Raw genomic sequence first — 21,995 nt, 5'->3', positions numbered from 1 at the left:
CCGTAGGGCAGCAGATCATCACTGGAAATGCCCAGCTTGGCACCGATCTCCTGAATCGGCTTCTTGTTTGCCTCACGGGCAATCTCAATATCGGATTTATAGCTCATTGGGTCGGGTCCCTGATTGAATTCCGTGCACGGCCGACGCGCGGGAGTCGGCGCTATGCAGTCCTTACGATGGTGCAGCGCCTTAGTGAACACAGATTCCGACATAATCAAGCCGTGAAACGGCTTCGATCCATTTCGGGCATTACCTATAGAGGTCTTATGTTTTCAAGGTGACCAAGGACGTTGATCCGGTACAAACAATGACATGCAATCGCCTATTCGCACTTTGCCTGGCCGTTCGACCCAGGCCGTCACGCCTCTGCGGCCCTGTGCCGCAGATTTGAATGATGCACCATAACCGGGAGAAACGGCCTCTATTTCACGCCCTGGCATGACACAGGGGCGGTTTTCCATATCAACGGTGATGGTTAAGCCCCCCTCGGCCTGCAGCCGAGAGCTTGGCGGTATGTGGGTAAAATCCGGGATCCCTTTGAGAACCATACTTGCACCCAGCAAAGAGGGATCAAGCCCATCCAGCCGCATATCACGAGCGATCACATCCAGTTCATCAGCGCACAGAATAGAAAGCTGACGCACATTCCTTATCTCAGTGCCGTTCGGGTACAGGTCCCTGACCCGCGAACACGACGCCCGGGTATGCCCCTCATGGCGTGCACCCCGGTCGCCTTCGAATTCGAGATCAAGCGCTTCAACCGCCTGTGCGCTAATAGCGCCACCAACCACTACGTGACCCAACCAGACAACCTCGGCAGCGTATTCCGTTTTCCGTAGTACCGGCATTTCCTACATCACCCTCTCGCCTTGTGGGTCATAGAGAACATGCGGGTGATGTGATGGAAAGAAAAAAGACCCGAGCAATGCCCGGGTCTGTCTGGTTAAGCTGAGGGTTCAGGCTCCATGCCACCTTCGGGTGGAGACTTCTTAGCCTTGGTTTTGGGAATCGCGGTGACACTTGGCGCGTTGCCTTCATCTGGCTTATCGCCTTCGTCATCGCTCTCACTTGGCGATTCTCCATTCATAACCCGCTTGATCTCATCTCCGGTCAGCGTCTCGTATTCGAGCAAACCCTGAGCCAGGCGCTCCCATTCCTCGTTCTTTTCGGTCAGAATCTGGTGCGCGCGCTCATAACCTTGCTGGATCAAGCGCTTCACCTCTTCCTCAATCAGCTCTTTCGTATGAGCCGATACTGAGAATCCGGCAGTATTGCCTGAATAGCCTTCGTGGGCTTCGGCATAGTCAATGTTACCGACCTTGTCCGACATACCCCAGCGCATCACCATAGCCCGCGCCAATTGGCTGGCCTGCATGATGTCGCCTGCAGGGCCATTCGAGACGTGATCTTCGCCGTATTTGATCACCTCGGCAGCCTTACCTGCCATGGTCATGGCCAGTTTCTGCTCGCACTCATCCCGGTGATAGTTCAACCGATCCATCTCGGGTAAGGACACAACCATACCCAACGCTCCACCGCGTGGAATAATGGTCGCCTTGTATACGGGATCGCACATCGGCAATTCCAGACCAACGACGGCGTGACCGGCCTCGTGATAAGCCGTCTTCTCTTTCTGATCCTGGGTCAGCACCATCGAGCGGCGCTCGGCGCCCATCATCACCTTGTCCTTGGCGTTCTCAAAATCTTCCATTGTGACAAAGCGGCGACCCACACGAGCGGCCATCAGCGCGGCCTCGTTCACGAGGTTCGCCAGATCAGCACCCGAGAAGCCGGGTGTACCACGCGCGATGATGCGCAGATCGACATCGGGACCCAAAGGTGTCTTGCGCGCGTGCACGCCCAGTATTTTCTCACGGCCTTTGATGTCGGGGTTGCCGACAGTCACGTTGCGGTCAAACCGGCCCGGACGCAGCAGCGCAGGGTCCAGCACATCCTTACGGTTGGTCGCGGCTAGAATGATCACACCTTCGTTGGCCTCGAACCCGTCCATCTCGACCAGAAGCTGGTTGAGCGTCTGTTCGCGCTCATCGTTACCACCGCCATAACCCGCGCCACGATGGCGACCTACGGCATCGATCTCGTCAATAAACACGATACATGGCGCGTTCTTCTTGGCCTGTTCGAACATGTCGCGCACACGGGATGCACCTACACCCACAAACATCTCGACAAAGTCTGAACCCGAGATGGTGAAGAACGGCACGCCCGCCTCACCCGCGATCGCGCGGGCCAGCAGCGTTTTACCGGTCCCTGGAGGGCCAACCAGCAGCGCACCTTTTGGGATCTTGCCACCCAAGCGCGAGAATTTCTGTGGGTTACGCAGGAATTCAACGATTTCTTCCAGTTCTTCCTTGGCCTCATCAATGCCGGCGACGTCGTCGAAGGTTACGCGCCCATGCTTTTCAGTCAGCATCTTAGCCTTGGATTTGCCAAAGCCCATCGCGCCGCCTTTGCCGCCACCCTGCATCCGGTTCATGAAATAGACCCAGACACCGATCAGCAGCAGGAAGGGCAGCAATGTGATCAGGAACGACTGGAACCCTGACTGCTGCTGTTTCACAGCCTCAACAGGGATGTTTTTGTCGATCAGCAGCTTGGTAACCTCGGCGTCGGTGGGTTTGATCGTAGTGTAACTGGCGCCGTTCTGAGTCGAGTAGCGAATCTGCTCACCGTCCAGCGTGACTTTGTTGACCTCACCACTTTCAACGGCGGACACAAAATCAGAATAGGTTTTTTCATTGCCCTGAAGCGACCCGCTGGGTCCGCTGAACAGGTTGAACAGTGCAAGGATCAGTAGAAACAGAACGACCCAGAAGGCGATGTTGCGAGCGTTGCCCAAGGAAAATCTCCCGAAAGGTTTCGGCAGGTGGCGACCTGCCGGAGTTACCCCTTAAAATAGAGAGGATTGTGGCAGGTTCAATGCGATAAAATCAAAGCCGCAAAGTCAGACCTTTCTGGCAGCAATTCGACGCGCCATTCATTCGCGAAACTGGCCAAAGGTGCCGCCAAAACCGTATCGCCAGCCCAAACGGCGGGTGTCGACAACACTACAGTACGGGGTTTGCCTGTGGAGCGCCAATTTTCGAGCTGCCGAATTCCATCTTCACCCAGCGCCCGAATTTCAGCATCTGCACGATTTGGACCAGATACGATCCAGCGGCGGTCCCATGGTTCAAGCGGTCGTGCGCATTGATCCCTGATGGCGTTTAGCTCTCTGCAAATCCAAGTTTTTTTGCCTTCTGGAACCAGGATACAGCCCCCGAGCGTCGTCGTCTGGCCAGAAGAGATCGCATCCATCACTTGGTCCACCGCGTTGTGACGCGGAGGATAGCCAGCGCCAGCAATCCACAAGACAGACGCAATCACCAAACGCCGGCGAATTTCCTCGGGTAAAGTTTCGAAATCACCGCGGTCGAGACACAAATCGCCATCCGACACCTGGATGCATCTGACAGCGGATTCCTGCGTGTAGCGTGCCAGAGCCTCACGCGCTTGTGCCATATTTTCAGCAACCCTTGATAAGTTCGCTGTGGTGATGCCGATCTGATCCAACCCGGATAGAACCTGACGCGCCTTGATCCGATCAAAGCGCTGGTCCTGATTCGAGGGGTCATCAATCCAAGAAATGTCTTGCGCAGTCAGATAGTCTCGTAAGCGCTCACGTGTCGTGGTTAGCAATGGGCGCAATAGGGCTATCCCCTCTTCTTTGCGCGACCCGGACATTGCTGAAAGGCCTGAAACGCCCGCTGCGCGCGCCAACCGCATCAGAACGGTTTCGGCCTGATCGTCTGCGGTATGACCCAGTGCGATTGCCTGCAACCCTTTGGCCTTGGCCCAGGCGACAAGCAGTCGATATCGCGCACGCCGCGCCTGATCTTGCAGATTACCGGCTCTGTCCCAACCTTGCCATTTCAGTATTTCATGAGGGATACCCCAGCGCTGCGCCAGTGCCGCGGCAGCCAAAGCTTCCGAGGCTGATTCAGGCCGCAATCCATGATCGACCGTTGCCGCATATAGTTCCAATTGCTCTTGCTGCGCTATGTCCGCCAACAAACGCATGAGGGCAGTCGAATCACTGCCCCCTGAAACCGCCACACCCAGCCGGCATGGTAGCGGATCCGGCAAGCGCGCCCGCACTTCAGCCCGAAGCGTATCGGCGTCAATGTTCAAGAACAGCCCAGCGTTGCCATTTCCTGCACGGCCGAAGCCGCTGGTGCCGAGGTCGGGAACCGCACACCAACTTCGCCGAGTGTAATGCAGGCCTGATCTGTTTGACCCAATTGTCCAAGCGCTGCGCCCAACTCGAACAAAGCCTCGGGGGCCAGGGGGCCTTCGGAATCGCCTGTGAAACTTGCCAAGAACGCGCGTGCAGCTTCCCGGGTATCACCCACCCCTTTAAGCGCCTGCCCGCGCCGCAAATTAGCCTGACTCGCCAGCGGGCTACCGGGATAAGACAGATCGAACTGCGCAAACAGATCGGCTGCGGTTTGGAAATCCCCATCCGCCAATGCCTGTGAAGCAGCGTCAAAATCCGCCTGCTCACCCACAGCAAGTTCACCTTGATCCGTGTCCGAGGGTTGCGTCGGCGTTGGTGAAGGAGCTACCGCAACTTCCGTTTGTGTCTCACCGCCCAGTGTGGAGGTTTCGCCCAATGTGCTCAGGTCTCCGCCTTCAAGCTCAACCAGACGGAACTCCAGATCACCAATCCGGTTCGTACCGTCGGTGACGATATTCTGCACCCGTTGGTTCAACTGCTCGGTTTGGCGCGTCAGACGCTGCAACTCGGCCTCGATCGCGTCGACACGTTCCAGAACGGAACTGCCGGACAGGTTCGGCGCGGGCGAGCCTGTGGTCGAAAACTCGCGCTTGAGACGCTGGATTTCCACATGAAGCACGGTCAGTTCCTGACGGATATCCGCCAAAGTTTGCTGATCTTGTGCTTGTGCCACACCAGCGACGGCCACAACCGCCGCCAGAACCAATCCTGCAAATCGCATCATCTTACCCCAAGGTTGAGCCGGTCAGCACCGTCACCGCGCGGCGGTTTTTGGAATAGCAATCCTCGGTGCTGCAAATTTCGATAGGGCGTTCCTTGCCATAACTGACGGTGGTCAATCGGTTGCCCGCAACTCCGCGCGAGATCAAATATTCCCGAGCTGCGTTTGCGCGACGAGCGCCAAGCGCAAGGTTGTATTCGCGCGTGCCCTGCTCGTCCGCGTGGCCTTCGATGTTGGCGACAAAATCCGGGTTGGCCAGCAGCCAGTCGGCCTGCCCTTGAAGAACCGTCTGCGCCTGCGGACTGAGCGTTGACTGGTCGACGGCAAACAGAACCCGGTCGCCGACCGTCTGCTGGAAATAAGCTGGCGAGCGCGGATCACTGGGAGACCCCGGAACCAGAGCACCGCTGCCACCGGCACCTCCGCCCAGTGCCGACGGATCGTTATTCGTACAGGCAGCAATCAGGGTCAGCACCCCGATAGCCGCGGCTTTGCTCAACAGTTTCATCTCAAGTGCCTCGTGTTTCGTTGTTTATTGCCGCGCTTCTATCACATTGCGGGTTTGTTGTGAACTTTACCTGCTGCCTGTTCCGATCAATTCTGCAATGGTCCCCAAGACGGGTCGCTACCCCCATCCGGCGTTCGCACAGGACGCAGGTTCCTTCCCGAAATATCCACGGAGTAAAGCGTCGATCGACCGCTCGCGCCTTGTGTTTCGCGGGTGAACATGATGACCCGCCCGTTCGGTGACCAGGTGGGTCCTTCGTCTAGGAAAGAAGCGGTCAGAAGACGCTCTTCACTGCCGTCGGTGCGCATTACGCCGATGTGGAAGCGGCCTTTGTTCTGCTTGGTAAAGGCGATCAGGTCACCACGCGGAGACCAGACCGGCGTGCCATAGCGCCCCTGTCCGAAACTGATCCGCGTCGCCTCACCCCCATTGGCGGGCATGACATAAAGCTGCGGAGTGCCCGAGCGGTCGCTTTCGAACACGATCTGGCCACCATCCGGCGAATAGCTGGGTGCGGTTTCAATCGCAGGTGTGTTTGTCAGCCGCACACTTTGACCCGAGGCCAGATCCATCTTCCACAGATCCGTGTTTCCGCCCTGCGTCAGCGAATAAACAATCGAGCGACCATCGGGCGAAAAGCGCGGCGAAAAGCTCATGGTGCCTTCCTGCGTTGGCAATTCCTGCCGTTTCACGCGACCGACATCCAGCACGTAGATGCGTGGCTGACCGGTTTCATAGCTGGTGTACAGCAGCCGGTCACCGGTCGGCGAAAAGCGCGGCGCCAGCACGATGGCGGCGCTGTCAGTCAGGTACTGCACATTCGCGCCGTCATAATCCATGATCGCCAACCGCTTGCGCCGCTGATCCTTCGGGCCACTTTCCGATACGAACGCAACCCGGCTATCAAAATAAGCACCCTCACCGGTGATCCGGGTATATACCTGATCGGCCACCTTATGCGCCATCCGACGCCAGCCGTCGGTGGTGCCGGCAAACTGCAACCCATTGCCCAGTTCCTGACCCGAGAATACGTCCCACACCCGGAACCGAACCGTCAGCCGTTTGCCCGAAACATTGACCGCGCCTGTCACCAATGCCTGCGCGTTGATTGCTTTCCAGTCGGCAAACTGCACCGGAGCATCAAAACTGCTGACCCGGCTGATGAACGCATCCGATGAAATTTCGCGAAACAGGCCCGTTCCCGTCAGGTCCGACACGATCACGCGCGATATATCCTGAGCGTATTGTGCTGCAGAAGGCCCATCCGGCACAAAACTCGGCACCGCAAATGGCATCGGCTCGATGATCCCTTCATCGATTTCCAAGCGCAGCGGGCCACTCTGGGCATAGGCCGAGGTCGAAAGAAGGGTCAGGCCAACGAAGAGGCTGGTCAGAAGTTTCATCATTTGATCCGCATCCTCTCGGGATTGAAGGTAATCTCAATATCCTGCCATTGATCGTATTTGTCAGCAGGCAGGTCGTATCCTTTGGCGCCACAGCGTAAAATCGCGCGCCGCGCTGCCTCGTAGGCTTGTTTTGCCGAAGCGGCCGAGCCGCCGGTACTGTCCAGCAACTGCAGGCTGCCACCGACCACTTTACCGTCCCGGGTAAGCGAGAACCCAACGACGACGATAGTTTCCAGCGCATCCGTCGACAGAGATCCGACATTCCAACACCGCGACACGGCAACCCTCATCGCATCTTTCTCGCCGCTGGTCAGTGGAGGACCCAAAGGTTCAGTACCATTCCCCAGCGCCTCAGCAAGCGCGTCGTTGATTGCCTGATCATCTTGCGCGGGCTCTGTCGGAGTGGGTTCAGGTGCTTCGGCAACCTCAGGCTCGGGTGGTGGCGCCGGACGGTTCGGACGCACGCGCGGGCGGGGCGAGGTGCGGGGAGCCGGGTCCTCGACCTCTTCCGCCTCGGTGACGATCTCGGGCGCGGCTTCTTCAGGAGCAGTCTGGTCCTGCTGCTCTTGCTGAACCTCAGCACCCTCATCCAAAGAGACGGGAGGGGTCTCAATGTCATCCGGTTTCGCCTCCGGCGGGGGTGGTGCAATCTGTTCAGGTGCGATCTTATCTGCGGGGCTCGGTTCCGCCTCGGGACCCGGAGGAACCGGAAGCGCCGCCACCTCGGGCTCGGGCTGTTCAAGCGTCGGGGGCTGTTCGATCAGCTCAGGTTCGGGCTGTATTTCTACCTCCTCGGGCTCCACCTCAGGCTCGGGTTCCGGCTCTGGCGGGGCAACCGGTTCCGGCTCTGGCTGTTCTTCCGGTGCTGGGTCCGGCGTATCAATCTCGTCCGGCTCTGTGGGTTGTTGTAATTCAGCCGGGTCAGTCGGCACCTCTGGTGCCTCCCGCTGGGCGGTCATTGCCGCAAACTGCTCAGACGATATCACGGTGACATCCTGCACTGCCATCGGCAACGGCTCGGACCGGAAGGTCCCTCCGAACAGCGCCCAGCTGATCAGGCTGACATGCGCAATTGCCGAAATCTTGGTGCCGGTCTCCACCGCGCGACCTCACTCTCACCCTTCGTCCAGCGTTGGCCCGCCGGTATCGGTTACAAGACCCACGTTGGAGAACCCGCCTGCATTCAGCGCACCCATGACCTGCATTACCTGCGCATATGGGATAGCACCGTCAGCACGCAGGAACACTCGATCACTGCTACGCTCAGCCGCAATGGCGCGCAACTTGCCGATCAGCTCTTCGCGCAGCACATCTGTTGTCTGGATCTGTACTCGGCCGTCTGCCGTCAAAGTGACAGTCAATGGTTCTTCGTTGTCACCGGGTAAGGCGCTTGCGGCCGTCTTTGGCAGATCAACAGGCACACCAACGGTGAGCAAAGGGGCAGCCACCATGAAGATAATCAGCAACACCAGCATGACATCCACAAATGGCGTCACATTGATCTCGGCCATCGGCTGGGCACGGCCGCGACGCCGCCCGCGCCGGCGTCCATTATCACCCGAGGATTGCTGAACCGCCGCACCCATCGTCAGCTATCCAACTGTCTGGACAGGATCGTTGCAAATTCATCGGCGAATGCTTCGTAACCGCCTACGATCCGATCACTGTCGGCGCTGAGCTTGTTGTAGAAAATCACTGCCGGAATGGCAGCAAGCAACCCAAGGCCTGTGGCCAGCAACGCCTCGGCAATACCGGGGGCCACAACAGCGAGGTTGGTGTTCTGCTGCTCGGCAATCTCGATAAAGGCGTTCATAATGCCCCAAACGGTGCCGAACAGGCCGATAAATGGTGCAGTCGAACCTACCGTGGCAAGAATGGGCAGTCCTTTTTGCAGCCCTTCGGCTTCTTTCGCGATCGCCACATCCATCGAGCGGTCAATCCGCGCGGTCGCCCCGGCGATCAAACCACCATCGTTACGATGCGAGCGGCGCCACTCGATCATCCCGGCTGCAAAAATCTTCTCAGAACTGCCATCCGGCTGTGTTCCGATCTTCTCGAACAGCTCGTCCAGAGGATTCCCTGACCAAAAGCTTTCGTCAAACACCTGAGCCTCACGACGCGCCGCCCGGTAATTGATCAGCTTTTGAATGATGATCGCCCAAGACCAAAAGGACGCGATCAAAAGGATCAGCATCACGATTTTGACGATAAATGTCGCACGGGCAAACAGCCCCCACATGGAGAAATCGATCTCCTGCGCCAGCGCCAGCGTTTCAGCTTCCATGAACCTGCTCTTTGTTTTGCCTGATGGCCATTTGGCCTTGTTTCGGCAAACGCTAACGCAGATGGATATGAAAAGCCAACAGAACCACCCTTGAGGGTGAAAATGTTACATCAATGCGCGAATCTCTGCCGGAAGGCGCACGGGCTTACCCTGCGCATTCATGCAAACCGCGGTGACCGCGGCACGAAAGATCTCGGTTTCACCACGCCTAACCAATTGCGACATCGACAGCCGCGCACCCGATAGTGAAACCATCTCGGTTTCCACCACCAATTCATCTTCGAAGCGCGCAGCAGCCAGATAATCCGCCTCGATCCGCCGCACGACCCAGACAATACCCGCATCCCGCATCGCGTTCTGATCGTTGCCCAGCTTGCGCACCCAGTCGGACCGGGCGCGTTCGATGAACTTCAGGTAATTCGCGTGATAGACCACCCCGCCCATGTCGGTGTCTTCGTAATACACGCGAACCGGGTAAACATGTTTCATTGCGGTTGTTCCAATCGGGCAAACAGACGCAACGCATGAGAGGAATCCTGCGCTGCCCCGGGTAAAACCGGATCGTAGGCGGCGCGGATCAAGGCCGCAATATCAGGCCGTAAGATCGTTGCGTCACCTGCGATGGCCAAAGGTGACGCGCTACGGAATGCTGTATCGGACCATAGCAGAATGGTCTGCACCACCTGGCTGAGCGCCAGTGTTTCCGCCGGGACCTTGGACATCTCCTTGTCCATGCGTAGAAACACAAAAGCCGCGCGAATTGCACCATCTTCTTCGAACCGGAAAATGCGATACTGATTGGCATCAGCGGCAACCAACCGCTCGACCAATGGAGCCAAATCCGGGATCAGGCGATCCAGGTCAGGAACTTCCAACAACTCCTGCCAATCTCGGAAGAAGAAGACCATGCAGTTGGCACCCAGCTCAGGGTCCGTCTCGACCATCTTATGACCGGCCAGAGTGACAACCGCTTCAAACGCGTCTTTGACGGTCGCGAGTGTCTCATCCTCGACACCGAATACGATTGGCGCGATGGGCCGCCCCCAGCGCGCAAACAAAAACTCACCGTTCTCGCGCGTGAACAGCGCTTTGATCTCTTCCGGAGTCACGCTTGAACCTTCATCTTCTGAAAAATACTCTCAGTAGAGGCATAAAATCTCTTGCGAGCTGCTTCAACCAAACAGATCGCTTTGCCCTTTGGGCACAGCCATCCCCAAATGCGTCCATGCTTTCTGCGCCAGCATCCGTCCGCGCGGGGTGCGTTGGATCAATCCTTGCTGCAACAGATAGGGCTCGATCACTTCTTCCAGCGAGTCCCGACTTTCCGACAACGCCGCCGATAGCGTCTCTATTCCAACCGGACCACCAGCATAGTTCTCGGCGATCAGCTTCAGATACCGGCGGTCGGCCCCATCCAGACCCAGATTGTCGACACCCAGTCGGGTCAACGCCCCATCCGCCAATTCGCGGGTAATCCGCCCATCACCTTCGACAATGGCAAAATCCACGACCCGCCGCAGCAAACGACCGGCGATCCGCGGTGTGCCGCGTGACCTTCGCGCAATTTCGCGCGCGCCTTCATCGTCGGCAGGTGCGCCCAGCTTCCGCGCATTCCGTGTGACAATCTCATGCAGCTCATCGACCGTGTAAAACTGCAGCCGGGTTGGAATACCAAAGCGATCTCGCAGTGGGGTCGTCAATAGCCCCATTCGTGTGGTCGCCCCGACCAGCGTGAAAGGCTGCAACTCAATTCGCACCGTCCGCGCCGCCGGGCCTTCACCGATCACCAGATCCAGTTCGAAATCCTCCATCGCTGGATAAAGCACCTCTTCAACTGCCGGGTTCAGACGATGAATCTCGTCGATGAATAACACATCTCTTGATTCCAGATTGGTCAGGATCGCCGCCAGATCGCCCGCCTTGGCCAGAACCGGCCCCGAGGTCATGCGGAAATTCACTCCCAACTCACGCGCCATGATCTGCGCCAGCGTGGTCTTCCCCAATCCTGGGGGGCCATGGAACAGTGTATGGTCCATCGCCTCACCCCGCTGGCGGGCCGACTGGATAAAGATGCGCAGGTTTGCGCGTGCCTCGGCCTGACCGATAAACTCATCAAGGCCCTGAGGGCGCAGGGCGCGATCATTGTCTTCCGGCATCGGCTCGGGGCGCAAGGCGGGATCGGCGTCTACCATTAACTTACCCTTTCGGAGCCAGCAGTTTCAGCGCGGCGCGGATCAGATCGGCTTCACCCGCATCGGGCATATTGGCCGCTGCCTCAGCGACAGCAGAAGCCGCCTCGGATGGGCCATAGCCAAGATTGCCCAGCGCCGAAAGCGCGCCCGCAGAAGCAGCAGCAGCGCCTGAGGCCGGTTTTACCGCTCGTTTCGGCGCGGGCGCAGGCTCACCCGCGTCGATGACTTCCAGAGCGGGACCCTCCATTGCTTCGGTTACAGTGCCACCCATAGCCATCACGCCTGGGGCTTTGTCCTTCAGGTCCAACACGATCCGTTGTGCCGTCTTCGGTCCGACACCCTTGGCTGCCTTGACCGCACCCCAATCGCCCAAGGCGATCGCACGGCTGACACCATCCGGTCCCAACGCACTGAGGATCGACAACGAGACCTTCGCGCCAACGCCCTGAACCGAGCACAGCAGGCGATGCCATTCCTTCTCTACCAAGGACAGAAAGCCGTAAAGCTGCATCAGGTCTTCGCGCACAACCATGTCTGTGTAGATCGATACACCTTCACCCACCCCGGGCAAAGCCGCCATGGTCCGATCTGAGCAATAGACGATGTACCCGACCCCGCGTACGTCGATCAGAACGTGATCAGCAGCGCGATAGTCCAGTCGTCCGGTGAGTTTGCCGATCATGCACGCACCTCTTTCAACCGAGCCTGCGGAGTGGAGCCATAGTAGGAGTGACAAATCGCAATCGCCAAAGCGTCCGCTGCATCCGCCCCTTTGGGCGAACAACCCGGCAGTTGCAATTTAACCATGTGCAACACCTGTTCTTTCTCGGCGTGGCCGACACCCACCACAGTTTTCTTGACCCGGTTGGGGGCGTATTCACCCACCGGCAGACCGGCTTGTGCCAGGGTCAATAGCGCAACACCCCGCGCCTGCCCCAACTTCAGGGTTCCTGCTCCGTCTTTGTTGACAAAGGTCTGTTCGATGGCCGCCTGATCGGGCCGGTGTTCAGCGATAACCTCGACTATCTGGTTGTGGAGCGACAAAAGCCGTTCTCCCAAATCATCACCATCGGATTTACACAAGCCATTGGCGACGTGGCTCAGGCGGCTGCCCGTTGATTCGATGACGCCCCATCCCAGGGTCCTTAGACCCGGATCAATGCCCAGAATTCGCATGTTTGCTTCGGCCTGCTCGGGTTTACGTGATCTTTTTCCATCGATTAGCACGAAGCGTGAACATTTTCCAAGCAAAATGGTCGCAGGGTGAAAAACGACATTTGTGTCGCCCCTGGTCTTCCCGGGTTCATTTGCGACACCGACTGGTTCACTTTCGACCTCGATATGAAGGAAAATTAACCAATGATTTAAAGGGCTTTCAGAGATACTGAGCATTGCAAAAAACGCATAGGACACATGCAATTTCAGCGCTTGCGCGGCAAGATTGAGATCACTAGATGCCGCTCAGATCGCAAGATCAGAGTTTAACACAAACCAGAAGGAAACAGGATATGGCTGCACTGGACACCACCCGCACCACCACTGGCTCATTCGGCCTCGTCGGCCGTATCGGCGCGACTTTCGCATCGGTTGTAAGCACCGTAGTCGAATGGAATGACGCCCGTGTAACACGCAACGCGCTGAACGGTCTGACCGATCGTGAACTGGCTGATATCGGCTTGTGCCGTGGCGACATCGACGAAGTCGCCGAGGGCCGTCGATAACAAATTGTCACTGCTCCAAATAAGCCCCTACTTCCTCCCTGTGGGGCGAACAGAAACACCGCGTGCCTCAAGACACGCGGTGTTTTTGATTGAGGAGGGCGTTCAAACTTAGGCTAGAACATTACCTTGTTTAATTGGGTGGCGAAGAATGCAGTCACAGGATCGGCTTGCATGATCCATGCACCAGCTTGTTCAACTGCAGTGCCTTGGTGCAAGGCATCCACGCGCGTGTCGTAGGCAGACGGGCCCAGATGGGACAGAAGGAAAGCTTTGAAACCAAAGAAGCCCACCACACACATTAGTAAAACCTTCGCCGGAACTGCCGAGCGCACGCGCTGCGGCTTCATCACCACCAGTCCATCCGACCGCATGGTCGCACGATACCCACGGCTTAGTTTTTGATGCTTTTTGTTCAAGCGCGTAACGCGTTGATCAAATTCCAGTTGTTTTCCAGTCATGGCAGCCTCCAAAAAACCGCCCCCCGATTGCGTCCAATGACGGTAAAAGAAGAATGCGACAAAAACGTGGCGAAAATCCACAAAACTCCCGCAAATGGCCTAGCTTTCGCCCCGTTTGCTTAAGATTAGCGTCGTCCACTCACCAATCTCACTCCTGCGCACCTGATTGAAGCCATTTTGAATATAAACTGTGAGCACATCATCAGCTTGTTCATTGAGGATTCCCGACAGGATTGCGTGTCCGCCTACCCGCAGATTCGCCGATATCTCTGGTGAAAGCGCGACCAGGGGTCCTTTGAGAATGTTCGCAAATATCAGGTCATAAGGCGCATGTTCATTCAGGTCGCGATGATCGAATCCCGCGGCTTCGACACATTTCACGGCTCCTGCCATACCGTTTGCCCTCAAATTGGCCTCGGCCACGTCAACAGCAACCTCATCAATATCACTGGCGATGATATCGCCATCCCAAACCCGAGCCGCGGCCATCGCCAACACGGCAGTACCGCAACCGATATCGGCAACTTTGGTGGCCGCGAAGCCTTCATCCAGAAGAAAGTCCAGAGCTTTGAGACATCCTAAGGTCGTTCCATGATGCCCCGTGCCAAAGGCCATCGCGGCCTCAATCAACAATGGAATACGACCATCGGGCAGCTTGTCTGCGTCGTGGCTGCCATATACAAAAAAACGACCTGCTTCGACCGGGGCCAGTTCGCGACGTACATGTGCAACCCAGTCAGTTTCGGGAAGCTCTGAGACGACGAATGGCTTCGCCTCAAATGCTGCGGCCAAAACGGCCAACGCGGTCTCGTCTGGTGCTTCAGTAAAGTACCCGCCGATCTCCCATAGGCCCGAGCCATCCTCGACCTCAAACACCCCCACACCGGTGGGCTCCGGGTTCAGACGTTCCATCGCCTCGCCCAGACCTTCGGCTGCTACTCTGCCGGTCAGGGTGGTCAGTGCAGTGAATGTGGGCATGGGGGGCCTCCTGTCTCAAGCTGCCCCTGCGCGTAGGGCGGCGCGGCGCCGAGGTCAAGCGCCGGTGACTACTCGGCAGGTGCAGTGGCGTATTTCGACAGGATTGTCTCGTTCCCGGCCTCCGGATGCCGTGGGATCAGAAGAGACAAGCCCAACGACACCATTGCCATCGCAGCGGCAAGACCAAATACGGCACCCGGTGAAATGACCCAAAGCAGGCCCAAAAGCGCAGGCAGGAACACTGCCGCGATATGGTTAATGGTAAAGGCAACGGCCGCAGTGGGTGCAATATCTGCCGGATCGGCGATCTTTTGGAAGTATGTTTTCAGTGCCAGTGCCAGCGCAAACAGAACATGATCGATCACATATAATATTGCCGCCAGCAAAACGCCCCATCCGAACCAATAGATACCACCGTAGGCTGCGAATACGATTGCAAGGCCGGTATATTCAAAGATCAGCGTGCGGCGTTCCCCGAATCTGGCAACTGCTTTGCCCAACATCGGCGCTGCGGCCATGTTGATCATCAGGTTGATGAGGTAGAGGCTGGTCAGTTCGTGCACCTCGAACCCGAACTTCTCAACCATCATGAAGCCCGCAAAAACGATGAAAATCTGACGCCGCGCGCCTGCCATGAATTGCAGGGCGTAATACAACCAGTAACGTCTGCGCAGTACGATCTTTTTGGTCTGGGGTGTCGGCGAATCGAACTGCGGAAATGCGATCAGACAAAACAGCGCAAGCAGAACGGTTACGCCGCCAGCAGCCATGAAGACGAAGTTGTAAGACAGATCGAACCGATCCCATGTCAACACGATCAAGCCATAGACCACAGCCGTCGCAGCCGAACCCATCGCAACCAGCCAGCCCAAAATCTGTGGCGCACGATCCTTGGGCAACCACTGCAGTTGCAACGACTGATTCACCGTCTCGTAGTAGTGAAACCCGATTGAGCTGAACAAAGTGACAAACAACAGACCGCCAAGGCTTGGAAACCACGCGGTCACCGCAGTTGCAGCGCCCAGCATCATCAACGAGATCATGGCCAGAACCTGCTCGCGGATGAAGATGATCACTGCGATAACACCGACGGCCAGAAACCCCGGAATTTCGCGCACCGTGTGCAACAGACCGATATCCGCCCCGTCAAAATTCGCAGCCTCAATGACAAAATTGTTCAGCAACGCACTCCACGCGTTGAACGCGATCGGCATGGTCAACGCCATCACGAACAAGAGCGTCATAGGACGGCGCCAGAGCGGAAGACTCTGCGCCTCAGACAAGGGCATGGGTTTCAGCATGAGGTTGCCTTACGCCCATTTGCACCTTTTGGCGAGTGGAAAGCGGCTGGCGCACAGTGGCTCTGCACTGATGCAGGGGTCAGTAGAAGCTTTGCGGATCGATATCCACGGCCAGGCGGATATCGCCTTTCAACTTCAATGGGGCAATCCAGCGGGCGATGGCGTCCTGAATAGGCGCGCCTTTCGGAGCTTTGACCAACAGCCGGACGCGGTGACGGCCACGTATGCGCGCGATGGGGGCCGGAGCCGGGCCAAACACCTGCGCCCCGACGTCGCGCAGCGGTGCATCGTTGCGCGCCATGGCATTGCCGATGTCGAAAACCGGCCCGACCTCGGGGCCCGACAGGACAATCCCGGCCATACGGCCGTAAGGCGGCACCCCAGCGGCCTGACGCCCAGCGGCTTCGGCCTTCCAGAACCCTTCTTCATCGCCCGATAGGATCGCCCGGATCACAGGATGCTCAGGCTGGAAGGTCTGCAGCAACGCCTGCCCCGGTTTATCCGCACGGCCTGCCCGGCCCGCAACCTGCCGCATCAGTTGAAAAGTCCGTTCCGCCGCGCGCAGGTCGGCCCCGTGCAGGCTGAGGTCCGCATCGATCACCCCCACCAGCGTCAGCTTGGGAAAGTTATGCCCCTTGGCCACCAGTTGCGTCCCGATAACGATATCCGCATCGCCCTCGGCAATCTCTTCGATCTTGGCCTTCAAGGCACGGGCCGAACCAAACAGGTCAGAGCTGAGCATAGCGATCTTGGCCTCGGGGAAGGTCGCCTCGGCCTCTTCGGCCAGTCGTTCAATCCCCGGCCCGACCGGTGCCAGCTTGCCCTCGACCCCGCAGGACGGGCAGGTCTCGGGCATCGGCTTGGTCTCACCACATTGGTGGCACATCAGACGTTTGAGGAACCGGTGCTCCACCATCCGCGCATCGCAATGGTCACAGGCAATCTGTTCTCCGCAGGCCCGGCACAGGGTCACCGGTGCATAGCCGCGGCGATTGATGAACAGCAGCGACTGTTCGCCCCGCTCAATCCGCTGCCGTACCGCCTGCCGCAGCGAGGGGGAAATCCAAGTCCCCGCCTGCATCTGTTCGGCCCGCATATCGATGGGCTTCATCTCGGGCAGGACTGCCGCGCCAAAGCGTGCGGTCAGGTCGAGACGCTCATACTTCCCAGCCTCGGCATTCGCCCAGCTTTCAAGCGACGGCGTCGCGCTGGCCAGAACCACGCGCGCCCCGCAGATGGAGGCCCGCAACACCGCCATATCGCGCGCGCTGTAATGCACGCCATCTTCCTGTTTGTACGACGTGTCGTGCTCTTCATCGACCACAACCAGCCCCAGATCGCGGAACGGCAGGAACAGCGCCGACCGAGCGCCCACAACCAGCTGAGCATCCCCCTGCCCAACCATCCGCCAGACCCGACGTCGTTCTGTCATTGTTGCGCCCGAATGCCATTCTGCCGGAGGCGCACCGAAACGTGCCTCGACACGGGTCAGAAATTCAGCCGTCAGCGCAATCTCGGGTAGCAGAACCAGAGCCTGCCGCCCATTGCGCAGCGCCTCGGCCACGGCTTCCAGATAAACCTCGGTTTTGCCCGACCCCGTCACGCCCTTCAGCAGCGTGGTCCCATAGTCACCCGTGCGCTGCCCGGCTTGAAGTCGCGCAACGGCTTTTGCCTGATCCTCGGTCAGGTCTTTCCCCGGCAGATCAGGGTCCAGATGGGGATAGGGCAGATCTCGTGGGCTGTCCTCTTCCCGCACAGCGCCTTGTTTGACCAGTCCTTTGACCACGGAGGAGGTTACACCCGCCTGCTCGGCCAGTTCTTTCAGTGTGAACGCCAGCCCACCGTAATCCCGCAGAACCTCTAGCACCCGTGTCCGGGCGTCTGTCATCCGATCCGGTTCCGCGCCTCCCAGCCGATAAACCTTGCGCATTGACGGCGGCTCACCCAACCCCGGCGCGCGCGTCGCCAGACGCAGCATCGCAGGCATCGGTGTCAGCGTGTAATCAGCTACGCGCCCCAGAAACAGGCGCATTTCCTCGCGCATCGGCGCAACCTCAAGCACCCGGATCACCGACCGCGCCTTGGCCAGGTCAAAACCGCCCTGCCCCTGCCCCCAGACCACACCCAAGACTTTACGCGGCCCCAAAGGCACTTCGACAAACGCCCCAAGAAAGCACCCGCCTTCGGGCGCTTTATAGTCCAACGTCCGATCCAGCGGCTGCGTTGTCAGCACCGCAACAAGCTCTCCTTCGTCGAAAAATCCGTTAGCGCTCACGGCATATCCTTCGCAGGGGGTTCCAGCATGGGTCTCTTTGAGGTAAAGCCATCCGCGACCAAGGCCAACCCATCAAAGGACTGCCCTCATGAAATTCTTCGTAGACACCGCCGAGATCGACGCCATCGCCGAACTGAACGATCTGGGCATGGTGGACGGCGTAACCACCAACCCCTCGCTAATCCTGAAATCGGGCCGCGACATTCTGGAAGTCACCAAAGAGATCTGTGATCTGGTCGACGGCCCCGTCTCGGCCGAAGTTGTCGCCACCGAAGCCGACGACATGATCGCCGAAGGCCGCAAGCTGGCAAAGATTGCATCGAACATTGCTGTCAAAGTACCGCTGACATGGGCGGGTTTAAAAACCTGTAAAACGCTGACCGACGAAGGCCAGATGGTCAATGTGACCCTGTGCTTCTCGACCAATCAGGCGATTCTGGCCGCCAAGGCGGGCGCGACCTTCATCTCGCCCTTCATCGGACGCCTTGACGATATCAACCTCGACGGCATGGACCTAATCGCAGATATCCGTCAGGTCTATGACAACTACGGGTTTGAAACCGAAATCCTGGCCGCCTCGATCCGTACCGTGAACCACGTTACCGATAGCGCCCGCATCGGGGCCGACGTGATTACCGCTCCTCCGGGCGTCATCAAGAAACTGGCTGACCACCCACTAACCGACAAAGGTCTGGAAACATTCTTGGCCGACTGGGCCAAAACAGGTCAGAAAATTCTCTGATCCTTTGCGTTGCCGCGCGGTGCTGCCAGGCACCGCGCCCTGCCCAACGGCCAAAGCTGAATTTCATTCAGCGCATGGCTGGCGGGAGCTCCCGCCACAGCAGCGATGAAATTCGCCTTTCGCGTGCATTTTTCCCAAGGCAAATCCGGCAACCCGTGTTATAACCCCGCCAAAACAAAAAACGACCGGACGGGACATGAGCAGCGATCCTAAACTCAAGGACAATCTCCGCGCCGCGATTCTGGCTGAGCCTGACGCAGTGCTGGATGACAAAGACCTGATGCAAGCCCTTGTGGCGGCAAATGAACAAGCCCGCGGTGACAATGTCGTTGATCTGCGCGGCATCGCCATGCAACGCCTTGAGGCACGGCTCGATCGGCTTGAGGATACCCATCGCTCAGTCATCGCAGCAGCTTACGAAAATCTGGCAGGCACAAATCAGGTGCATCGTGCAATTCTCCGGCTTCTCGAACCCACAGTATTCGAAGATTTTTTGCGCGCGCTTGGCAATGACGTGGCCGAGATCCTGCGTGTCGATCACATCACATTGGTTCTTGAAACGACTATCGTGCGCGACGATCCTGTAGTGAACCAGCTTGGTGGTGTTCTGACCGTGGTCGAGCCCGGATTTATCGACAGTTACCTGACCTCGGACCGCAATGGCCAACCGCGCGAAGTTACGCTGCGCGAAATTCGCTATCCCAACCCTCAAGTGTACGGCGAACAGGCCGATCAACTGCAATCCGAAGCCTGCCTCAAACTTGATCTCGGCGCGGGACGTTTGCCCGGCATGATTGTCATGGGTGCCAACGACCCACGGCATTTCTCGCCTCAGCTTGGGACTGATCTTCTTGCCTTCTTTGCCGGTGTCTTTGAACGCTCGATGCGCCACTGGTTGTCATGAGCCTGATCTCCCCAGCCTGCCGCGATGCTTTGCAGCATTGGCTGGACAGTCTGGGGGCGCTTGCTGGGCGATCGGAGAATACGCTCGAGGCCTATCGCGGTGACGTGACCGAATTCCTGTCCTTCATGACCCTCCATCACAGCGAGCGCCAAGGGCTGGCAGCACTGGAACGTATTACCGTTTCGGATATGCGGGCTTGGATGGCGGATCAGCGCAATTCGGACGTCGGCGCGCGATCTCTGGCGCGCAAACTGTCTGCGGTCAAAAACTTCTATCGTTGGCTGGCTGAGCGCGAAGGGTTCGAGCCGACCGCTGTCCTGTCCACACGCGCGCCTAAATTTACTAAGAAATTGCCCCGCCCTCTGGCCGAAGACGCAGCCCGCGCCATGATCGAAACGGTCGAGTTGCAATCATCTTCCGGTTGGGTTGCCGCCCGGGATGTCGCGGTCGTAACACTCCTATACGGTTGTGGGCTTCGCATTTCCGAGGCACTTTCCCTGACCGGATCGGATGCACCCCTGCCGGATACTATGCGCATTTCAGGGAAAGGTGGCAAAGAACGAATCGTGCCGGTTCTTCCGGCCGCTAGGGCAGCAGTTGATCGCTATCTCCGGCTATGTCCGCATCCGCAAACACCTGATGCCCCGCTGTTTCGAGGCGTTCGGAGCGGCCCTCTGAACCCCGGGATCATTCAGGCCGTGGTCGCCAAAGCGCGAATGCAGCTTGGCTTGCCTGCCACTGCGACCCCACACGCAATGCGTCACAGCTTTGCCACCCATTTACTGTCAGCAGGTGGTGACCTGCGCGCGATTCAGGAGCTTTTGGGACACGCCTCGCTTTCGACCACACAGACCTATACCGCGGTCGACACGGCCCGGTTGATGGAGGTCTACAACCGCACGCACCCAAAAGCCTGAAGCAAAGACCCTTTTTGCTTTGCATCTGCGCCTTGCTTCCGTCATGACACCACCATGACACTTAGATTCAAAGCGCTTTCCGTTCATCTCTTCACCGCCACAGGTGCCGTTTTCGCAATGCTCGCCATGTTGGCCGCAGTCGAAGAGAAATGGAGCCTGATGTATCTCTGGCTGGTTGTCTCGTTCATCGTGGACGGAATCGATGGCCCGCTGGCGAGGCACTATCACGTCAAAAAGAACGCACCAGAGTTTGACGGCGTGTTGCTGGATCTGATCATCGACTATCTGACCTATGTGTTCATCCCGGCCTTTGCCCTGTTCAAATCAGGACTGATGGATGGCTGGACCGGCTGGTTCGCCATCATCGTCATCACCTTTGCCAGCGCGATGTATTTTGCGGATACGCGCATGAAAACCAAAGACAATTCCTTCTCCGGCTTTCCGGGCTGCTGGAACATGTTCGTCATCGTGATCTTCGCTTTGGAGCCCAACTTCGGGGTCATCCTGCTGCTGGTCACCTTGCTGTCAGTCGCAATGTTCCTGCCGCTGAAATTCATTCACCCGGTCCGAACCGAGCGTTGGCGCACCTTGTCCCTGCCGATGGCTTTTGCGTGGACCTTCTTTGCAGGCTGGGCCGCCTGGGTCGACTTTCACCCTGAAAGCTGGGCCCATTGGGGGCTGGTGATCACCAGCCTGTATCTGGTTTCAGCAGGAATTGCGCAGCAGATCATCCCTCCGCGCAAAGCCAGGGATTACAAGACTTCCTGAACCTCAAACTCAGTCCCGTTATGGGTGAACACATCACCTTCTTGCAGTCCGACCATGGCCAGATAGATCGGGCTTTGGGTCGAAATACCCATGTAGGTTTTGCCGTCCACGTCAAACCGAGTCGTTGAGACACATACGACGAAGCGGCGATTGTTGAACTTGATCACCGCACCGGGCTGCACCGTGTCCGTGACGCTGAAATCGGTGTTTTCGATGACGTCTATCTTCGCATGATGCGCATGAACGGGCGCGTCAAAGGCGGCGGCCAGATCGGCATTCTCGCGTGATGCTGCAATATCATCCTTGTCATGCCCTTCCCGGTCATCCAGTTGGGAATCCTTCAGAAAGGCATCATAATGCGCCTGTGCGGTTGCCAGTTCCTGTTCTTCCAAAGACATCAAATGATCAACAATGGCTTTCTTACGTACGGCGGGATCTGTCTGGCCGGTCATGCAATTCGGTCCTTCAAATTCACTATTTGATATAGGTTGGGGCCGTGTCGCTCTGAATGCAACAGGTAAGT

The 21,995-nt window shown here is 57.9% G+C and carries 24 protein-coding genes; 5 read left to right on the top strand and 19 right to left on the bottom strand.

Features of this window, described 5'->3' with window-relative positions:
* Positions 1-272: 272 nt before the first annotated feature.
* From ACRZ91_RS17420 to ruvC, 14 genes are all read right to left on the bottom strand, one after another.
* Positions 273-848 (bottom strand): MOSC domain-containing protein, encoded by a 576-nt coding sequence (locus ACRZ91_RS17420; RefSeq protein ID WP_480907376.1) that lies wholly within the window; start codon positions 846-848, stop codon positions 273-275.
* A gap of 95 nt (positions 849-943) precedes the next feature.
* Complete coding sequence (ftsH, locus tag ACRZ91_RS17415) at positions 944-2,860, bottom strand: ATP-dependent zinc metalloprotease FtsH (protein WP_170477323.1); 1,917 nt, start codon at positions 2,858-2,860, stop codon at positions 944-946.
* A 77-nt stretch (positions 2,861-2,937) separates the two neighbouring features.
* Positions 2,938-4,158, bottom strand: coding sequence for a tRNA lysidine(34) synthetase TilS (gene tilS, locus ACRZ91_RS17410; protein WP_480907382.1), 1,221 nt, complete (start codon positions 4,156-4,158; stop codon positions 2,938-2,940).
* Between the two features lie 29 nt (positions 4,159-4,187).
* Positions 4,188-5,018 (bottom strand): tol-pal system protein YbgF, encoded by an 831-nt coding sequence (gene ybgF / locus ACRZ91_RS17405; protein ID WP_170775036.1) that lies wholly within the window; start codon positions 5,016-5,018, stop codon positions 4,188-4,190.
* Between the two features lie 4 nt (positions 5,019-5,022).
* A complete protein-coding gene (pal, locus tag ACRZ91_RS17400) occupies positions 5,023-5,526 on the bottom strand; it encodes a peptidoglycan-associated lipoprotein Pal (protein WP_010438162.1) in 504 nt (167 codons plus the stop codon).
* A gap of 86 nt (positions 5,527-5,612) precedes the next feature.
* Positions 5,613-6,932, bottom strand: a complete 1,320-nt coding sequence (tolB, locus tag ACRZ91_RS17395; RefSeq protein ID WP_480907373.1) for a Tol-Pal system beta propeller repeat protein TolB — start codon at positions 6,930-6,932, stop codon at positions 5,613-5,615.
* Positions 6,929-8,032 carry an energy transducer TonB gene (locus ACRZ91_RS17390; protein WP_480907371.1) on the bottom strand — a complete coding sequence of 368 codons (1,104 nt, stop codon included), beginning with the start codon at positions 8,030-8,032 and terminating at the stop codon, positions 6,929-6,931. The genes tolB and ACRZ91_RS17390 overlap by 4 nt, the downstream gene beginning before the upstream one ends.
* Positions 8,033-8,047: 15 nt before the next feature.
* Positions 8,048-8,518 carry a protein TolR gene (gene tolR / locus ACRZ91_RS17385; protein WP_010438155.1) on the bottom strand — a complete coding sequence of 157 codons (471 nt, stop codon included), beginning with the start codon at positions 8,516-8,518 and terminating at the stop codon, positions 8,048-8,050.
* A 2-nt stretch (positions 8,519-8,520) separates the two neighbouring features.
* Positions 8,521-9,216 (bottom strand): protein TolQ, encoded by a 696-nt coding sequence (gene tolQ / locus ACRZ91_RS17380; RefSeq protein WP_010438152.1) that lies wholly within the window; start codon positions 9,214-9,216, stop codon positions 8,521-8,523.
* Between the two features lie 105 nt (positions 9,217-9,321).
* Entirely contained in the window at positions 9,322-9,705 is a 384-nt protein-coding gene (ybgC, locus tag ACRZ91_RS17375) for a tol-pal system-associated acyl-CoA thioesterase (protein ID WP_170545473.1), read from the bottom strand.
* Complete coding sequence (locus ACRZ91_RS17370) at positions 9,702-10,325, bottom strand: hypothetical protein (RefSeq protein WP_480907369.1); 624 nt, start codon at positions 10,323-10,325, stop codon at positions 9,702-9,704. Before ACRZ91_RS17370 ends, ybgC begins: the two co-directional genes overlap by 4 nt.
* Positions 10,326-10,388: 63 nt before the next feature.
* Positions 10,389-11,408, bottom strand: a complete 1,020-nt coding sequence (ruvB, locus tag ACRZ91_RS17365) for a Holliday junction branch migration DNA helicase RuvB (RefSeq protein ID WP_480655025.1) — start codon at positions 11,406-11,408, stop codon at positions 10,389-10,391.
* A 4-nt stretch (positions 11,409-11,412) separates the two neighbouring features.
* Complete coding sequence (gene ruvA, locus ACRZ91_RS17360) at positions 11,413-12,090, bottom strand: Holliday junction branch migration protein RuvA (protein WP_260023067.1); 678 nt, start codon at positions 12,088-12,090, stop codon at positions 11,413-11,415.
* Entirely contained in the window at positions 12,087-12,584 is a 498-nt protein-coding gene (ruvC, locus tag ACRZ91_RS17355) for a crossover junction endodeoxyribonuclease RuvC (protein ID WP_480907366.1), read from the bottom strand. Before ruvC ends, ruvA begins: the two co-directional genes overlap by 4 nt.
* A 332-nt stretch (positions 12,585-12,916) precedes the next feature.
* On the opposite strand from ruvC, the gene ACRZ91_RS17350 reads away from it, so the two are divergent.
* Entirely contained in the window at positions 12,917-13,129 is a 213-nt protein-coding gene (locus tag ACRZ91_RS17350) for a DUF1127 domain-containing protein (RefSeq protein WP_170477359.1), read from the top strand.
* A gap of 113 nt (positions 13,130-13,242) precedes the next feature.
* On the opposite strand, the gene ACRZ91_RS17345 is transcribed toward ACRZ91_RS17350, so the two are convergent.
* The 4 genes from ACRZ91_RS17345 to ACRZ91_RS17330 all read right to left on the bottom strand — a co-directional run bounded on the left by ACRZ91_RS17345 (position 13,243) and on the right by ACRZ91_RS17330 (position 18,141).
* Complete coding sequence (locus ACRZ91_RS17345) at positions 13,243-13,587, bottom strand: hypothetical protein (RefSeq protein WP_170477760.1); 345 nt, start codon at positions 13,585-13,587, stop codon at positions 13,243-13,245.
* A gap of 99 nt (positions 13,588-13,686) precedes the next feature.
* Positions 13,687-14,565 carry a 50S ribosomal protein L11 methyltransferase gene (locus tag ACRZ91_RS17340; RefSeq protein WP_480907364.1) on the bottom strand — a complete coding sequence of 293 codons (879 nt, stop codon included), beginning with the start codon at positions 14,563-14,565 and terminating at the stop codon, positions 13,687-13,689.
* Between the two features lie 68 nt (positions 14,566-14,633).
* Positions 14,634-15,866 (bottom strand): MFS transporter, encoded by a 1,233-nt coding sequence (locus tag ACRZ91_RS17335; RefSeq protein ID WP_170545492.1) that lies wholly within the window; start codon positions 15,864-15,866, stop codon positions 14,634-14,636.
* Between the two features lie 79 nt (positions 15,867-15,945).
* Complete coding sequence (locus ACRZ91_RS17330) at positions 15,946-18,141, bottom strand: primosomal protein N' (RefSeq protein WP_480907362.1); 2,196 nt, start codon at positions 18,139-18,141, stop codon at positions 15,946-15,948.
* Between the two features lie 88 nt (positions 18,142-18,229).
* On the opposite strand from ACRZ91_RS17330, the gene fsa reads away from it, so the two are divergent.
* From fsa to ACRZ91_RS17310, 4 genes are all read left to right on the top strand, one after another.
* On the top strand, positions 18,230-18,883 hold the full coding sequence (gene fsa / locus ACRZ91_RS17325) for a fructose-6-phosphate aldolase (protein ID WP_010438122.1): 654 nt from the start codon (positions 18,230-18,232) through the stop codon (positions 18,881-18,883).
* Between the two features lie 196 nt (positions 18,884-19,079).
* A complete protein-coding gene (locus ACRZ91_RS17320) occupies positions 19,080-19,787 on the top strand; it encodes a DUF484 family protein (RefSeq protein ID WP_170477375.1) in 708 nt (235 codons plus the stop codon).
* Positions 19,784-20,704 (top strand): tyrosine recombinase XerC, encoded by a 921-nt coding sequence (locus ACRZ91_RS17315; protein ID WP_480907359.1) that lies wholly within the window; start codon positions 19,784-19,786, stop codon positions 20,702-20,704. Before ACRZ91_RS17320 ends, ACRZ91_RS17315 begins: the two co-directional genes overlap by 4 nt.
* Before the next feature lie 54 nt (positions 20,705-20,758).
* A complete protein-coding gene (locus ACRZ91_RS17310) occupies positions 20,759-21,472 on the top strand; it encodes a CDP-alcohol phosphatidyltransferase family protein (protein ID WP_170477379.1) in 714 nt (237 codons plus the stop codon).
* Here the strand turns inward: ACRZ91_RS17310 and ACRZ91_RS17305 are convergent.
* Positions 21,457-21,924: a hypothetical protein gene (locus tag ACRZ91_RS17305; RefSeq protein ID WP_010438114.1), complete on the bottom strand. Its 468-nt coding sequence runs from the start codon at positions 21,922-21,924 to the stop codon at positions 21,457-21,459. The two genes, ACRZ91_RS17310 and ACRZ91_RS17305, sit on opposite strands and share 16 nt — an antisense overlap.
* Positions 21,925-21,995: the final 71 nt, after the last annotated feature.

Source organism: Ruegeria sp. O11, from assembly GCF_056535285.1.
Note: the sequence above shows the minus strand (reverse complement) of the source record. Positions and strands in the feature narration are given on the sequence as shown.

Bases quoted from the DNA above. Each gene is read 5' to 3' on its own strand.
- ACRZ91_RS17420 (WP_480907376.1), bottom strand. From the start codon at position 848: ATGCCGGTACTACGGAAAACGGAATACGCTGCCGAGGTTGTCTGGTTG.
- ybgF (WP_170775036.1), bottom strand. From the start codon at position 5,018: ATGCGATTTGCAGGATTGGTTCTGGCGGCGGTTGTGGCCGTCGCTGGT.
- pal (WP_010438162.1), bottom strand. From the start codon at position 5,526: ATGAAACTGTTGAGCAAAGCCGCGGCTATCGGGGTGCTGACCCTGATT.
- tolB (WP_480907373.1), bottom strand. From the start codon at position 6,932: ATGATGAAACTTCTGACCAGCCTCTTCGTTGGCCTGACCCTTCTTTCG.
- tolR (WP_010438155.1), bottom strand. From the start codon at position 8,518: ATGGGTGCGGCGGTTCAGCAATCCTCGGGTGATAATGGACGCCGGCGC.
- tolQ (WP_010438152.1), bottom strand. From the start codon at position 9,216: ATGGAAGCTGAAACGCTGGCGCTGGCGCAGGAGATCGATTTCTCCATG.
- ybgC (WP_170545473.1), bottom strand. From the start codon at position 9,705: ATGAAACATGTTTACCCGGTTCGCGTGTATTACGAAGACACCGACATG.
- ruvB (WP_480655025.1), bottom strand. From the start codon at position 11,408: ATGGTAGACGCCGATCCCGCCTTGCGCCCCGAGCCGATGCCGGAAGAC.
- ruvA (WP_260023067.1), bottom strand. From the start codon at position 12,090: ATGATCGGCAAACTCACCGGACGACTGGACTATCGCGCTGCTGATCAC.
- ruvC (WP_480907366.1), bottom strand. From the start codon at position 12,584: ATGCGAATTCTGGGCATTGATCCGGGTCTAAGGACCCTGGGATGGGGC.
- ACRZ91_RS17350 (WP_170477359.1), top strand. From the start codon at position 12,917: ATGGCTGCACTGGACACCACCCGCACCACCACTGGCTCATTCGGCCTC.
- ACRZ91_RS17345 (WP_170477760.1), bottom strand. From the start codon at position 13,587: ATGACTGGAAAACAACTGGAATTTGATCAACGCGTTACGCGCTTGAAC.
- ACRZ91_RS17340 (WP_480907364.1), bottom strand. From the start codon at position 14,565: ATGCCCACATTCACTGCACTGACCACCCTGACCGGCAGAGTAGCAGCC.
- ACRZ91_RS17335 (WP_170545492.1), bottom strand. From the start codon at position 15,866: ATGCTGAAACCCATGCCCTTGTCTGAGGCGCAGAGTCTTCCGCTCTGG.
- fsa (WP_010438122.1), top strand. From the start codon at position 18,230: ATGAAATTCTTCGTAGACACCGCCGAGATCGACGCCATCGCCGAACTG.
- ACRZ91_RS17320 (WP_170477375.1), top strand. From the start codon at position 19,080: ATGAGCAGCGATCCTAAACTCAAGGACAATCTCCGCGCCGCGATTCTG.
- ACRZ91_RS17315 (WP_480907359.1), top strand. From the start codon at position 19,784: ATGAGCCTGATCTCCCCAGCCTGCCGCGATGCTTTGCAGCATTGGCTG.
- ACRZ91_RS17310 (WP_170477379.1), top strand. From the start codon at position 20,759: ATGACACTTAGATTCAAAGCGCTTTCCGTTCATCTCTTCACCGCCACA.
- ACRZ91_RS17305 (WP_010438114.1), bottom strand. From the start codon at position 21,924: ATGACCGGCCAGACAGATCCCGCCGTACGTAAGAAAGCCATTGTTGAT.